Genomic DNA, 14,278 nt, shown 5'->3' with positions numbered 1-14,278 from the left:
GTAGGGAGCTCTGTGAACACACGACCGAGAACCACTCCGGCCGCACTCGTACGTGCCGCCGACACCTGGCCGGACCTGCTCGCGATCGCCGACGGCGACACCCGGCTGACCTTCGCACAACTGCGCGACCACGTCCGCGATTTCGCCGCGGCGCTCGTCGCCCGCGGCGTCGAACGCGGTGCGCGCGTCGTCATCTGGTCGCCCAACACGTTCCACTGGGTGATCGCGGCCCTGGGCGCGCACTGGGCCGGCGGTGTCGTCGTACCCCTCAACACCCGCTACACCGGAAGCGAGGCCGCCGACGTCGTCGAGCGCGTCCGCCCCGAGGCTCTCGTCGTGGTCGGCGAGTTCCTCGGCAGCAACCGGTACACCGAACTGAGCAAGGCCGCGCCGGAACTGTCGATCCCGACGACCGTGCGGGTCCCGCTGGGCGGGAACGACGCGCCGACCGACGGGGTCGTCGAGTGGGCGGACTTCCTGTCCTCCGCCACCGACGCCGCCCGCACCGAAGCCGACGCGCGCGCCGCGGCCGTGACCCCCGACGACGTCTCCGACATCCTGTTCACCTCGGGCACGACCGGCCGCAGCAAGGGCGTGCTCAGCGCCCACCGTCAGTGCATCGGTGTCGCGCAGGCGTGGGCTGAGTGCGCCGAACTGACGACCGACGACAACTACCTGATCATCAACCCGTTCTTCCACAGCTTCGGGTACAAGGCCGGTTTCGTCGCCGCACTGCTCGAGGGCTCCACCGTCATCCCCCTCGCGACCTTCGACGTGGAGAAGGTCATGGCGATGGTCGCGGCCGAGCGCATCAGCGTGCTCCCGGGCGCCCCGACGATCTACCAGTCCATCCTCGACCACCCGCGTCGCGGCGAGTACGACCTGAGCAACCTGCGCATCGCCGTCACCGGCGCCGCACCCGTGCCCGTCTCCCTCGTCGAACGCATGCAGAACGAACTGAGCTTCGACGCGGTGCTCACCGCCTACGGGCAGACCGAGGCGGTCGTCGCGACGATGTGCCGCACCGACGACGATCCCGTCACCGTCTCCACTTCGTCCGGACGCGCCACCGCCGAGTTCGAGGTGCGCATCGGCGACAAGGGTGAGATCCTGCTGCGCGGCCCGAACGTCATGCTCGGTTATCTCGACGATCCCGAGGCCACCGCCAAGACCGTCGACGAGGACGGATGGCTGCACACCGGTGACGTCGGAACCCTCGACGAGCGCGGCTATCTCGACATCACCGACCGCCTCAAGGACATGTACATCAGCGGCGGATTCAACGTCTATCCGGCGGAGGTCGAAGCGGCACTGCTGCGTCTGCCGGGAGTCCACGAGGTCGCGGTGATCGGTGTCCCCGACGAGCGCATGGGTGAGGTCGGCCGGGCGTTCGTGGTCCCGCTGGACGGACATCCGCTCACCGAGGACGACGTGATCGCGTATGCCCGAGAGAAACTCGCCAACTTCAAAGCGCCGCGATCGGTTCGGTTCGTCGATGCGCTACCCCGAAATCCGTCCGGCAAGGTACTGAAGAACGTTCTGCGTGAGGAGAAGTCATGACCGTCCCGTTCGAGCCCGATGTCGTCACCTACGAGGTGCGCGACGGCGTCGCGATCGTCACTCTCAACCGACCCGACTACCGCAACGCCCAGAACTCGGTCATGACCTACGCGCTCGACGCCGCCTTCGAGAGGGCCGTCGAGGACGACGAGGTCAAGGTGATCGTGCTGGCCGGCAACGGCAAGCACTTCTCCGCCGGCCACGATCTGGGCACCCCGGGCCGCGACCACCACGTCCACTACGACAACAAGGCCGTGATGTGGTGGGACCACGTCGACAAGCCCGGCGGCGACCAGCGCTACGCCCGTGAGATGGAGGTATACCTGGGGATGTGCCGCCGCTGGCGCGAGATCCCCAAGCCCACCATCGCGTCGGTGCAGGGCGCCTGCATCGCCGGCGGTCTCATGCTGGCGTGGGTGTGCGACCTGATCGTCGCGTCCGAGGACGCCTTCTTCTCCGATCCCGTGGTGCGCATGGGCATCCCGGGTGTCGAGTACTTCGCGCACCCGTGGATCCTCGGAACGCGCTTCGCGAAGGAGATCCTCTACACCGGTGACCGTTTCAGTGCCCAGCGCGCCTACGAGGTGGGCATGGTCAGCCGCGTCGTGCCGCGTGAGGAACTCGAGAACGAGACCCTCGCCCTCGCCGCCCGCATCGCGGAGATGCCGCGCTTCGGTCTCGCGCTCACCAAGCGCGCCGTCAACCAGTGCGAGGACCAGATGGGCATGCGCAACGGCATGGACTCGGTCTTCGGCCTGCACCACTTCGCACACGCGCACAACGCCGAGGTTGGAGCCGACTCGCTCGGCGGCATGAACGCCAAGTCGATGGCCGCGAGCGCCCGTCCGGTGGAAGGGGCGAAGTAGTGGATCTGCAGCTCGACGACACCACCCTCGCGTTCCGCGACGAGGTACGCGCCTTCCTCGCCGAGAACGTCCCCAAGACGCCGCTGAAGTCGATGGACACGGCCGAGGGCTTCGAAGAACACCGGCAGTGGGAGCGGACCCTCGCCGATGCACGCCTGTCGGTCGTCTCCTGGCCCGAGGAACTCGGCGGCCGCGACGCGACCCTCGAGCAGTGGGTCGTGTTCGAGGAGGAGTACTACCGCGCCGGTGCACCCGGCCGGGTGAGCCAGAACGGCATCTTCCTGCTCGCCCCCACCCTGTTCGAGCACGCCCACCCCGAGCAGCTCGCCCGCATCATGCCGCGCATGGCCCGGGCCGACGACATCTGGGCCCAGGCCTGGTCGGAACCCGAGTCCGGCTCCGACCTCGCGTCGCTGCGCTCGACCGCCACGAAGGTCGACGGCGGCTGGCTGCTCAACGGCCAGAAGACGTGGAGCTCGCGGGCGTCCTACGCCGACATGGGCTTCGGTCTGTTCCGCTCCGACCCGGAGGCCCAGCGGCACAAGGGCATCACCTACTTCATGTTCGATCTGCGGGCCGAGGGCGTCACCGTGCGACCGATCCCGCAGCTCGACGGTGAGCCGGGCTTCGCGGAGATCTTCCTCGAGGACGTCTTCGTCCCCGACGACCCGGAGCGTCCCGGTGAGTCCGGTGTGATCGGTGCGGTGAACGAGGGATGGCGGGTCGCGATGAGCACCGCCTCCAACGAGCGCGGTCTGTCGCTGCGTGCGCCGGGCCGTTTCCTGGCGGCCACCGACCGGCTGCTGCGCGCCTACGGCGAATCCGACCTCCACGGCGACACCGCGCTGCGCAACCGCGTCGCCGACGCGTGGATCGGGGCCCGCGCCTACGAGCTGTCGACCTGGGCGACCGTCACGCGCCTGACCGCAGGCGGGCAGCTCGGCGCCGAATCGTCGATCAACAAGGTGTTCTGGTCCGAGTGGGACATCGCCGCGCACGAGACGGCGCTCGACCTGCAAGGCGCGGACGCCGAACTCGTCGACGGCTGGACCGACGGTTATCTGTTCTCGCTGTCGGGCCCGATCTACGCCGGTACCAACGAAATCCAGAAGAACGTCATCGCCGAGCGGCTGCTCGGCCTTCCGAGGGGTGATCGATGAGATTCGCACTCGACGAGTCCCATGAGGACTTCGCGTCCAGTATCGACGCCCTGCTCACCAAGTCGGACATGCCGCAGGTGATCCGTGCATGGAACAGCGGCGACACGGCACCGGGTCTGCAGGTGTGGGAGCGACTGGCCGAGACCGGCGTCAACGGTCTGCTCGTCGCCGAGGAGCACGACGGCCTCGGGGCCGACGCGGTCGACCTCGTCGTCGCCGTCGAACAGCTCGGCCGCCACGCCGTACCCGGCCCGGTGGTCGAAACCGTCGCGGTGGCACCGGTTCTGCTCGCCGCCGTGGCACCCGAGCGTCTCGGTCCTCTTGCCGCCGGCTCGCTCGCCACCGTCGCGATGCTCCCCCACGCGCCGTACGCGGTCGACGCGCACGTCGCCGACCTCGCGCTGCACGTGGCCGGCGGCACCGTTTCGGTCGGCACCGCCGGAGACACGCGCGAGTCGGTCGATCGGTCGCGCACGCTCGCCTCGCTCACCGTCGGCGAGTCGCTCGGATCCGCCGATACCGCTGCGGCTTTCGACATCGGTGTCCTCGCGTCCGCAGCTCAGCTCCAGGGCCTGGGCCGGACCCTGCTCGACACCACCGTCGAGTACGCGCAGCAACGCAAGCAGTTCGGTCGCGCGATCGGCTCCTTCCAGGCGGTCAAGCACCATCTCGCCGAGGTGGCGGTCGCGCTGGAGATGGCACATCCGCTGCTGCACGGCGCGGCCATCGCCGTCCGCGACGAGCTGTCCACCGCGTCCCGGGATGTCTCGGCCGCGAAGGTCGCGTGCGGCGACGCCGCCTATCTCGCCGCGCGTACGGCCTTGCAGGTGCACGGCGCCATCGGCTACACCCAGGAATACGATCTGTCGCTGTGGATCACGAAGGTCCGCGCGCTCGTCACCGCGTGGGGCACCCCCGACGAGCACCGGGCACGCGTGGTCGCGGCACTCGAGAGCGAGGCGTCGTGACGTTCGAGACGGAAGAGCGCGCCGCACTGCGGGACTCGGTGCGCACCCTGCTCGCCAAGCACTCCGATTCGGCTGCCGTCCGGCGGGCGATCACCACCGGCAGCGGGTACGACGACGAACTGTGGACGATGCTCGTCGAGCAGGTCGGGGTCGCAGCCCTCGCCGTCCCGGAGGAATACGACGGTGTGGGCGCCTCGTGGGTCGAGACCCACGTGGTGCTCGAGGAACTCGGCCGCACGCTCACGCCGTCGCCGTTCCTGGGGTCGGCAGTGCTCGCGGCGCAGACCGTGCTGCTGTCCGGTGACGCCGACGCGGCGGCGCGTCTGCTCCCCGGCATTGCCGCCGGCGAGGTCGTCGCGGTGTGCTGGGCGTCGGCCGCCGGCTGGCAGCGTCGCGGCGTGAGCGCCGAGGGCGACGTGCTGACCGGAACCGCGCACTACGTGCTCGGCGGCGACATCGCGTCCACCCTGCTCGTGCTCGCCGCCGACGGTGACACGGTCGGCCTGTTCGAGGTCGATCCGGAGACCGACGGGGTGTCGCGGCGCCGCGTGCCCACGATGGATCCCACGCGTTCCCTCGCGGAGGTGTCGTTCTCGGCGGTGACCGGTCGTCGCCTGGCGTCGTCCGACGATCTCGTCGACCGGTTGCGGGCGTCCGCGGCGATCGCCCTGTCGGCCGAGCAGGTGGGCGCCGCGCAGGCCGTGCTCGACCTGACCGTCGACTACGCGAAGAACCGCAAGCAGTTCGGTCGCGCGATCGGGTCGTTCCAGGCGCTCAAGCACCGCATGGCCGACATGTACGCGCTCGTGGAGACGGCGCGGTCGATGTCGTATGCGGCTGCGTTGTCGCAGGATCCGCAGGACGCGTACGCGGCGAAGATCTACTGTTCGGAGGCCTTCCAGCAGGTCGCGTCGGAGGCCGTGCAGCTGCACGGCGGGATCGCGATCACCTGGGAGCACGACGCGCAGTTGTTCTTCAAGCGGGCGCACGGCAGCGCCCAGTTGTTCGGGCAACCGCGCGAATACCTGAGCGCGGTATCCGCCTGAGCAATATCGTCGGCGGCGATCCCTGCGAAAGATCGGTGATGTGCCTCCTCGATTCCTCGGTTCCGCTTCCCGTTCGTCCCCGCCGCGTCCTCGTGGCGGGGACGTCCGGTTCCGGCAAGACGACCCTCGCCGCGAGGATCGGGGAGATCCTCGACCTTCCGCACGTCGAGATCGACGGGCTCCACCACGGACCGAACTGGACGCCGCGTCCGTCCTTCCGCGAGGACGTCGAGGAGTTCACCGCGCAACCACGCTGGGTGACGGAGTGGCAGTACACCGCGGTGCGGCCGCTGCTCGTCGAGCGCGCCGATCTGCCGGTCGTGCGGCTGGCGAGCCGCCGGGAGGTCGATGCGTGGGCGGCGCTCCTCGCCTCCCGTCCCCCGACGGGTGAGTTCGACACCGACGGGTGAGTTCGACACCGACGGGTCGGAGGACACCTGATCGTCCGGGATTCCTCGCGCCCGCCGCGGCGGCTCGCTAACGTCGGAAAGATGACACCTCCCACGATCACGCTGAACTCCGGAACGACGATCCCGCAGCTGGGCCTGGGAGTCTGGCAGGCCACCAACGACGAGACCGAACGCGCGGTCCGATACGCGATCGACGAGGCCGGTTACCGGCACATCGATACGGCCGCGGCCTACGGCAACGAGGAAGGCGTCGGCCGCGCGCTCGCCGCGTCGTCGGTGCCGCGCGAGGACATCTTCGTCACCACGAAGCTGTGGAACGCCGATCAGGGTTACGAGCCGGCGCTGAAGGCCTTCGACACGAGCCTGAAGAAGCTGGGCACCGAGTACGTCGACCTGTACCTGATCCACTGGCCGCTGCAGGACCGCGAGCGGATCCTGCGCACCTGGGACGCCCTCGAGAAGATTGCCGAGTCCGGGCGTGCGAAGGCGGTCGGGGTGTGCAACTTCGAACCGCACCACCTGCAGTTGCTGGTCGATCGCGGCGGGCTGCTGCCGGCGGTGGATCAGGTGGAGTTGCATCCGCACCTGCCGCAGCAGGAGATCCGCCGGTTCGGGTCCGAACACGGCATCGCCGTGGAGTCGTGGAGCCCGCTCGGGGGCACGAGCAACTCGGGCTGGGGTCCGAACTCGAAGCCGAACACCCTGCTCGTCGACCCGATCGTCACGCGCATCGCCGACCGCCACAGCAAGTCGGCCGCGCAGGTGCTCATCCGCTGGCATCTGCAGAACGGGCTGATCGTCATCCCGAAGTCGGTGCACGAGCAGCGCATCTCCCAGAACATCGACGTCTTCGACTTCGAACTCGACGAGCTCGACCTCAGCGAACTCGACACGCTCGACGACGGCACGCGGGTGGGCGCGCATCCCGACGAGATGAATATCGGCGCCCCCGCCTGATCCCTTCCCTCCGGAACTGGAACGTGTTCTCATTGTCGGGGTACGCACGTCCGACTTCCGGAAGGCAGCGATGAGCGAGACGACGACGCATCTGGTGCTGGGCAAGCCGGTCACGATGCCCGTGCAGGTCCGAACGGCCACGGCGTTCATGGGTATGTTCTCGGTTCCCGTGCGCCCCGCGCAGGAACTCGTCGCCCACACCGGGCTCGAGATCCTGCAGTACCGGCCGGGCCACGGGATCTGCACGCTCGTCTTCGTGGACTACGTCGACGGGGACCTCGGCCCGTACAACGAGTTCGGGGTGTGCTTCCTCGTCCGCAACCATCACAACCGCGGCGACGGCATCGTCGGCGACTGGCGGAGTTTGGTCGGCGGGCAGGCCGGTGCACTCATCCACCACCTGCCCGTCGACGGAGACTTCACTCTCGCGGCGGGGCGCGGCATCTGGGGTTTCCCGAAGACCCTCGCCGACTTCGACGCCGACCACGACAGCAGCACCAAGCGCGGTTCGGTCTCCGCCGACGGAGCGCTGATCGCCGAACTGACCGTGGCGCCCGGACTCCCGGTGCCGGGCAAGGGTCTCGCCGCCTCGCTCGCTGCCTACTCGCACATCGACGACGTCACCCGGTGCACGACCTGGGAGATGAATCCGAGCGGGGTACGCACCCGGCTCGGCGGCGCGACCCTTCGGTTGGGGACGCATCCGATCGCCGACGAGCTGCGATCGCTCGGTCTGCCGCGACGCGCACTGGCCTCGTCGTCGATCCCCGATCTGCGGATGACCTTCGGCGACGCGACCGTCGTCTGACGATCCTCAGGACTCAGGAGAGCGCGCCCGAGACGGCGAGGACGATCACCGCGACACCCAGCAGGGTGTCGAGCACACCGCAGAACTCCGCCAGCGAGCGGGCGACCACGGTGTTCCGGCGGAAGTGGATGTAGTCCCACGCGGCGTGACCGAGCAGTCCGAACCCGACGATCACTCCCGCCGGGACGGGGGTGACCGTCACCGCGGCCACCGCGACGGCACCGAAACCCAGCATGGCCACGGCCGACGGCCCGACGAGCATCGCCCGGCCGGCCGGGGTGCGCACGAGTCCGTAGACGGCGCCGGCGGCACCGAGCGCGACCATCACGACGGTGATCTCGACCGGCACTCCGAACGCGACGACGGCGACCTTGCCGACGCCGATCAGCGCGACGGCGCCGAGGAACAGGGGCCAGGCCGCGCTGCGACGGCCCAGTACGGCGGCACCGAGATAGACGAGTGCCGCGCCGGTGAGGATCGCCGGGAAGTCGGTGCCCCCGTCCGCGAGGACGAACGCGGCGAGGGCGACTGCGACGAGGCTCGGCCACCGGCGCAGCACCCCTCGTAGCAGCGCCTTCGGGTCGATGCCGGTCGCAGGTCGATCGACGGGAACGGTGATGTCGGAGCTCGTCATGAGGATCCGCCCTGAGTTGAACAGTGATGTTCGAGTTGATGGTCAGCGTAACCTGAACATCAGTGTTCAACAAGAGGAGGATCCGTGACCACCCACGATGCTTCCCCCCGCACCAGGAAACGTGCGGACGCCGAGCGGAACATCGAGGCGATCCTCGAGGCCGCGCGCATCGCGCTGAGTCGTGATCCCGACGCGAGCATCGGGGAGATCGCCAAGGCCGCCGGCGTCGGGCGTGTCACCCTCTACGGCCACTTCCCCACTCGCGCAGAACTCGTCACCGCGGTGGTGCAGCGCGCGCTCGCCGAGGCGGAGGAGTCCGTGGACCGGATCGACCTCACGGGTGATCCCCGCGACGCCCTGCATCGCCTGATCGCGGGTTCGTGGTCGCTGACCGCCGACGCCGGGGCGCTGCTCGCCGCCGCCGACCAAGCGCTTCCCGCCGAGGACGTCCGCGCCGCGCACGACGGCCTCCTCGCCCGCGCGACCGATCTCATCGAGCGCGGCCGTGCCGAGGGGGTCTTCCGCACCGACCTGTCGTCGTCCTGGCTGGCGTCGGTCCTTCACAGCCTGGTCCACTGTGCCGCAACCGAAGTCGCGGCAGGACGGCTGGCGGAGGAGGACGCCGCCGATCACATCGCTGCGACGGCTCTGTCGTCGTTCACCCCGCCCGCCTGAGCGGGGGATCAGCCGGACGCGATCACGCCGTCGACGTTCTGACGCTCGCGGAGCCGGGTGACCGTGTCGTGCAGGTGCTCGTCGAGCAGGCGCCGCACGTCGTCGCGGTCGGCGGTGCGGATCGCCTCCCGCAGCACGACGTGCTCGTCCACCTGCACGTGCAGATCGGGATAGGTGGTCTGCAGCGCGCCGAGGCACATCCGCGTCTCGACGAGCAGCGTGCGGGCCGCTCGCACGAGCCGCGGGCTCTCGGCACTGGCCACGAGGATCTCGTGGAAACGCCGGTCGCCGTCCGAGACACCGGTGGCGTCCTCGCGTTCGGCGGCGGTGCGCATCTCCTCGATCGCGGGTTCGAGGGCCTTCCACGTCTGTTCGCGACGGCCGTCCAGCACCAGATCGAGGGCGCCGCCCTCGATGACCCAGCGGCTGCGGTAGATGTCGACGACGTCGTCGAAGGTGAGCTCGGTGACGAAGATGCCCCGGTTGCGGATGCTGTAGAGCAGACCTTCGGACAGCAACCGCTGCATGGCTTCTCGCAGCGGTCCCCGGGAGACCTGGAAGTGCGCGGCGAGTTCGGCTTCGCCCAGCTGTTCCCCGGGACCGAGTGCACCCCGGACGATGGCCGACCGGATCTGTTCGGCGATGAGCTCGGCCGTGGACGGCCGGGTGACAGGACGTAGATCTTCCAGATCACCGAGCACCATGATCGGTCTCCTCCTCGAACAGTGAGCCCAGCTCCGGGCATTCCACTGTATATCCGGCGAGTTCCAGGCCGTGCCACACGGTGACCTGGTTGGCGGTCAGCACGGGCTTGCCGGTCTCCTTCTCGAGCTCCCGCATGATCCGCAGCGTGTGCATCGCGGTGTCGGGCACCAGGACCGCCTGCGCGTCGGGATGATCGTTGGTCCTCGCGAATTCGAGGACGGCCTCGTCGGTCAGGGTGCCGACCTCGGCGGCGGTGTCGATGCCGGCGTCGGCGAGCGAGACGACGTCGACCCCGGCGTCCGCGAGGAAGGCGACGAACAGTTCGGCGACATCCCGCGGATAACTCGCCGCCACGGCCACCCGGGTGATATCGAGCGCTCGCAGTGCGGCGACGAACGCGATGCTCGTGCTCGTCGTGGGTACGCCTCCCGCGTCCCGGGAGAGCTGCTCGACCTGGGTGCGTGCCCCCTCGGGCCCGTACACGAAGCTGCCCGACGTGCATGCCCACACGAGAGCGTCGAGGGGCTCGTCCGCGAACTGCGCCGCTCCCCCGGCGAGCTTGGCGGGGCTCCCGAGGTCGAGGAGTTCGGGAACGGCGTGCAGATCGGTGCCGTAGATGTGGGCGACGGGCAGGTTCACCCCCAGGAGTTCGGCGGCGAACGGGTAGTCGTCCTCGGCGGCATGATCGGGATAGACGATCCCGACGGTCGTGCGGTCACGGTGCATTCAGAACACTCCTCTCAACCACTTCCCCGGCCCGGTCATGGGCAGCTTCATCCGTCCCAGGCACGCCCAGATGGTGAGCTGGTTGGCCGTGAGGACCGGCTTGCCGAGTTCCCGTTCGAGCGGCGCGATCAGGTCGTAGGTCGGCAGGTTGGTGCAACTGACGAAGATCGCCTGGGCATCGGGGGTGTCGGCCCCGATGATGTGCTCGGCGATGGTGCGGTAGTTGACCTTCCAGATACCGCCGCCGAGCCCGAGATGTGAGGACCGGACGACCTCGGTTCCGGCCTCCTTCAGGAAGTCGTGCAGCAGGTCGGTGAGCTCCCGATCGTAGGGGGTGATCACCGAGATGCGGGTGAGGTCGAGTGTGTGGAGGGCTTCGAGCAGCGCTCCGGAGGTCGTGACCGCGCACGGTGCGCCCGCCTCGCAGATCGCGTCGCACAGGGCCTTCTCGTAGGCCACCCCGTTGACGAAACTACCCGAGGTACAGAGATACGCAACGACTTCCGGTTCCACCGACAGCACGTCGCGGGTCGCGACCATCAGGTGCCGTCGGTCGGACACCAACTCGGCCATGGCACGGCTGACCGGCACCGGCTCGTAGGGGGTTCGAGCGAGGTGCAGTGTCACCTCGAGCGGCGCCCATCGCCACAGTTCTCGTTCCAGGGCGAGATCGAAGGGTGCGATCACACCGATGCCCCGCTGAGCCAGAGGACCTTCGAATTCGGGAATGTTCAGTTCCATACGGCCCCTCGGCTTCGTCAAGAGTTCCCTCAGCCTTGAGGATTGTTGACAATAATACGAGGCGCTCATACGGTGTCAACGTGGATGCCCAGCCGGTCGTTGCAGTGCTTCATGCCGAAGCCGTGCCGGATCGTGCGTGGATGGCCCCGGTGGCCGAACACGCCACGGTCCGCTACACCGACGCCGCCGGTCTGGCCGACGCGCTCGACGGCGCCGACATCCTCTTCGCGTACGACTTCCTCACCGACGCCCTGCCCGCGGCCTGGGACGCCGCGGCGTCCCTGAAGTGGATCCATGTCGCCGCGGCCGGGGTCGACGCCCTCATGTTCCCCGAGCTGCGCGACAGCGACGTGGTCGTCACCAACTCCCGCGGAGTCTTCGACGGGGCGATCGCCGAATACGTGCTCGCCCAGATACTCTCCTTCGCCAAGGACATCCCCGAATCCCTGCGGCTCCAGCACGAACACATCTGGAAGCACCGCGAGTCCGAACGGATCGCCGGTCGCTCCGTGCTCGTCGTCGGCACCGGCCCGATCGGTCGCGCGATCGCCCGCCTGCTCTCCGCCGTGGGGATGACGGTCCGCGGCTCGGGCCGACGTGCCCGCGACGACGACCCCGATTTCGGCCGCGTCACCGCGACCGCCGATCTTCCGGCCGCCCTCGCCGACGTCGATTTCGTCGTCGTGGCCGCACCTCTCACGGATCAGACCCGGTACCTGTTCGACGCCCGGATGTTCGCCGCGATGAAGCCGCAGGCGCGCTTCGTCAACGTCGGGCGTGGCGAACTCGTGCGCACCGACGACCTGGTCGAGGCGCTGCGGTCGGGCACGATCGCCGGCGCCGCGCTCGACGTGCTCGACGTCGAGCCGCTCCCCGAGGACCACCCGCTCTGGGACATGCCGAACGTCTCGATCACCCCGCACAATTCGGGGGATTTCGTCGGCTGGCGCGACGCGCTGGTGGACGTCTTCGTCGACAACTTCCACCGTCACCGCAGTGGCGAACCTCTTCGGAACGTGGTGGACAAGAAGCTGGGTTACGTGCCCGGCGCGTGAGAGTCGGCATCGTCCGACGAGAAGGAGGCACGATGGAGCCCACAGACATGACCGCCGTCGAACTCGTGTCGGCGTTCTCCTCGGGCGAGCTGTCTCCCGTCGAGGTGACGCGAGACGTGCTCGATCGGATCGCGGCGCACGATCGCGAGATCAACTCGTTCTGCCTCGTCGACGAGGAGAAGGCCCTCGACCAGGCGCGCAGGTCCGAGGAGCGGTGGCGGACCGGCTATTCGAAGGGCCTGCTCGACGGGGTCCCCATCTCGATCAAGGACGTCTTCCTCACCGACGGATGGCCGACCCTGCGGGGTTCGCAGGCCATCGACGAGAACCAGGACTGGAACGTCGACAGCCCGGTCGCGGCCCGGCTGCGCGAGGACGGAATGGTGTTGGTGGGCAAGACCACGACCCCGGAGATCGCGTGGAAGGCGGTGACCGATTCGGCACTCTACGGGGTGACCACGAATCCCGCCGACACGACGAAGACCGCCGGTGGCTCGTCCGGAGGCAGCGCGGCGGCGGTCGCGGCCGGCTTCGGTCCGTGCTCCGTCGGCACCGACGGTGGGGGCAGCATCCGCATCCCCGCTTCGTTCTGCGGCGTCGTGGGTTTCAAGCCCACCCACGGCCGGATCCCGATCTTCCCCGCCAGCCCGTTCGGGCCGCTCGCGCACGCCGGGCCGATCACCCGGACGGTCGAGGACGCGGCGCTGCTCACCGACATCCTCGCGCTGCCCGACCCCCGGGACCCGACGGCCCTCGCGCCGCCGCTGACGACCTTCCGCGGAGGCCTCAACCGCGAAGTGGTGGGAATGGACGTCGCCTACTCCAAGACCCTCGGCTACGTCGACGTGGACCCCGAGGTCGGTGAGATCGTCGACCGGGCGGTCCGCGTCCTCGACGAGGCCGGACTGCGCGTGACCGCCGCCGACCCCGGTTTCACCGACCCGCTCGAGGCCTTCGAGAACCTCTGGGCGGCAGGCGCGGCCACGATGCTGAAGACCTTCCCCGAGGGCACGCGGGACAAGGTGGACCCCGGCCTCGGACGCGTGTGGTCCCACGGCGAACAACTCGGTGCCGTCGATTATCTCGAGGCCCGCGCGGTCGCCGCGGCGGTCGGCATCACGATGGGGCTCTTCCACCAGAAGTACAACGTGCTGATCACCCCGACGATGCCGATCCCCGCCTTCGAGGCCGGCCACGACGTGCCTCCGGGTTCGACGTTGACCTCGTGGCCGCAGTGGACCCCGTTCACCTATCCCTTCAATCTCACGCAACAGCCGGCCATCAGCATCCCCGTGGGCACCACCTCGGCCGGTCTGCCCGTGGGTCTGCAGATCGTCGGGCCGCGGCATTCGGACGACCTGCTGCTCGCCGTCGCGCGGTTCGCCGAGTACGCGTTGAGCTGAGACGGGAAGAGCACCACGGGAAACGGCACCGCACATTGTGTGCGGTGCCGCTTCCCCTGCAACGACCGTCTATGCGCGTGCGAAGCTCAACGTCTCTCCCACGACCCCCTGGATCCACAGGTCGTTGCACGCGACGGCAAGTTCGGGCAGGCCCTCCTCGATGGTCGCGAAGACGTTGCCCGGTACCCATCCCACATCGCCGTTGAGCAACAGATTGTTCCGGCCGTAGAACAACGCGAGGTCGGTCGCTCCCTGCTGCGCATGGGCCTGCGATCCGGGTTCGTAACCGTATGCGGGATTGCCGATCTCCCACGGTTCGAAGTCGAACAGGCACACATCCCCGGGGATCGGCGTCACCGTCGGGTTCTCCCGGTGCGGTGCCGCCGTGATCCTCGGGATGAGGGTGTAGAGCTCGTTGCGGGCGTACTTGGCGTGGAACGCCGAGCCGCTCTGCGGCAGGGCGTCCCACACCGCCGCGCAGGTCAGCGGCGCCTCGTCGTCGAGAAGCCGTGCTCTGCACGTGATGTCGCGCTTGTCGAGAGTGATCGTGATGTATCGGGGCAC

Annotated in this window: 16 protein-coding genes; 11 read left to right on the top strand and 5 right to left on the bottom strand. The window is 68.9% G+C overall.

The window, feature by feature from the left end; genetic code table 11:
- Positions 1-12: 12 nt before the first annotated feature.
- From ACPCXD_RS09105 to ACPCXD_RS09070, 8 genes are all read left to right on the top strand, one after another.
- Complete coding sequence (locus tag ACPCXD_RS09105; protein ID WP_088897586.1) at positions 13-1,560, top strand: FadD3 family acyl-CoA ligase; 1,548 nt, start codon at positions 13-15, stop codon at positions 1,558-1,560.
- Complete coding sequence (locus ACPCXD_RS09100; protein WP_019290144.1) at positions 1,557-2,426, top strand: enoyl-CoA hydratase; 870 nt, start codon at positions 1,557-1,559, stop codon at positions 2,424-2,426. The genes ACPCXD_RS09105 and ACPCXD_RS09100 overlap by 4 nt, the downstream gene beginning before the upstream one ends.
- Complete coding sequence (locus ACPCXD_RS09095; protein ID WP_088897587.1) at positions 2,426-3,586, top strand: acyl-CoA dehydrogenase family protein; 1,161 nt, start codon at positions 2,426-2,428, stop codon at positions 3,584-3,586. Before ACPCXD_RS09100 ends, ACPCXD_RS09095 begins: the two co-directional genes overlap by 1 nt.
- Positions 3,583-4,554, top strand: coding sequence for an acyl-CoA dehydrogenase family protein (locus tag ACPCXD_RS09090; RefSeq protein WP_160877762.1), 972 nt, complete (start codon positions 3,583-3,585; stop codon positions 4,552-4,554). Before ACPCXD_RS09095 ends, ACPCXD_RS09090 begins: the two co-directional genes overlap by 4 nt.
- Positions 4,551-5,600 carry an acyl-CoA dehydrogenase family protein gene (locus ACPCXD_RS09085; protein WP_160877764.1) on the top strand — a complete coding sequence of 350 codons (1,050 nt, stop codon included), beginning with the start codon at positions 4,551-4,553 and terminating at the stop codon, positions 5,598-5,600. Before ACPCXD_RS09090 ends, ACPCXD_RS09085 begins: the two co-directional genes overlap by 4 nt.
- A 38-nt stretch (positions 5,601-5,638) precedes the next feature.
- Complete coding sequence (locus ACPCXD_RS09080; RefSeq protein ID WP_160877766.1) at positions 5,639-6,010, top strand: P-loop NTPase family protein; 372 nt, start codon at positions 5,639-5,641, stop codon at positions 6,008-6,010.
- An 81-nt stretch (positions 6,011-6,091) separates the two neighbouring features.
- Positions 6,092-6,967 (top strand): aldo/keto reductase, encoded by an 876-nt coding sequence (locus ACPCXD_RS09075; RefSeq protein ID WP_160877768.1) that lies wholly within the window; start codon positions 6,092-6,094, stop codon positions 6,965-6,967.
- Between the two features lie 70 nt (positions 6,968-7,037).
- Positions 7,038-7,775, top strand: a complete 738-nt coding sequence (locus tag ACPCXD_RS09070) for an acetoacetate decarboxylase family protein (protein ID WP_160877770.1) — start codon at positions 7,038-7,040, stop codon at positions 7,773-7,775.
- A 13-nt stretch (positions 7,776-7,788) separates the two neighbouring features.
- Here the strand turns inward: ACPCXD_RS09070 and ACPCXD_RS09065 are convergent, their stop codons facing one another.
- Positions 7,789-8,409: a hypothetical protein gene (locus tag ACPCXD_RS09065; RefSeq protein ID WP_160877772.1), complete on the bottom strand. Its 621-nt coding sequence runs from the start codon at positions 8,407-8,409 to the stop codon at positions 7,789-7,791.
- An 84-nt stretch (positions 8,410-8,493) separates the two neighbouring features.
- On the opposite strand from ACPCXD_RS09065, the gene ACPCXD_RS09060 reads away from it, so the two are divergent.
- Positions 8,494-9,084, top strand: coding sequence for a TetR family transcriptional regulator (locus ACPCXD_RS09060; RefSeq protein ID WP_160877774.1), 591 nt, complete (start codon positions 8,494-8,496; stop codon positions 9,082-9,084).
- A gap of 8 nt (positions 9,085-9,092) precedes the next feature.
- Here the strand turns inward: ACPCXD_RS09060 and ACPCXD_RS09055 are convergent, their stop codons facing one another.
- From ACPCXD_RS09055 to ACPCXD_RS09045, 3 genes are read right to left on the bottom strand one after another with little or no spacing between them, the layout of a single operon-like run.
- The gene (locus tag ACPCXD_RS09055) at positions 9,093-9,788 is read right to left on the bottom strand and encodes a GntR family transcriptional regulator (RefSeq protein WP_016694730.1); all 696 of its coding nucleotides are present in this window, start codon (positions 9,786-9,788) and stop codon (positions 9,093-9,095) included.
- On the bottom strand, positions 9,775-10,515 hold the full coding sequence (locus ACPCXD_RS09050; protein WP_160877776.1) for an aspartate racemase/maleate isomerase family protein: 741 nt from the start codon (positions 10,513-10,515) through the stop codon (positions 9,775-9,777). Before ACPCXD_RS09050 ends, ACPCXD_RS09055 begins: the two co-directional genes overlap by 14 nt.
- On the bottom strand, positions 10,516-11,256 hold the full coding sequence (locus tag ACPCXD_RS09045; RefSeq protein ID WP_160877778.1) for an aspartate racemase/maleate isomerase family protein: 741 nt from the start codon (positions 11,254-11,256) through the stop codon (positions 10,516-10,518). It abuts the gene before it with no gap.
- 140 nt (positions 11,257-11,396) lie between these two features.
- Here ACPCXD_RS09045 and ACPCXD_RS09040 point away from each other — a divergent pair, with 140 nt between their 5' ends.
- Together ACPCXD_RS09040 and ACPCXD_RS09035 are read left to right on the top strand one after the other, a co-directional pair.
- The gene (locus ACPCXD_RS09040) at positions 11,397-12,311 is read left to right on the top strand and encodes a D-2-hydroxyacid dehydrogenase (protein ID WP_037191608.1); all 915 of its coding nucleotides are present in this window, start codon (positions 11,397-11,399) and stop codon (positions 12,309-12,311) included.
- A 32-nt stretch (positions 12,312-12,343) separates the two neighbouring features.
- Entirely contained in the window at positions 12,344-13,714 is a 1,371-nt protein-coding gene (locus ACPCXD_RS09035; RefSeq protein WP_423659273.1) for an amidase, read from the top strand.
- Positions 13,715-13,783: 69 nt separating this feature from the next.
- On the opposite strand, the gene ACPCXD_RS09030 is transcribed toward ACPCXD_RS09035, so the two are convergent.
- The gene (locus ACPCXD_RS09030) at positions 13,784-14,278 is read right to left on the bottom strand and encodes a DUF3830 family protein (protein ID WP_423659271.1); all 495 of its coding nucleotides are present in this window, start codon (positions 14,276-14,278) and stop codon (positions 13,784-13,786) included.

Source organism: Rhodococcus sp. AB351 (assembly GCF_049538275.1).
Classification (GTDB): Bacteria; Actinomycetota; Actinomycetes; order Mycobacteriales; family Mycobacteriaceae; genus Rhodococcus.
This window is presented reverse-complemented; position numbering and strand designations above follow the sequence as displayed.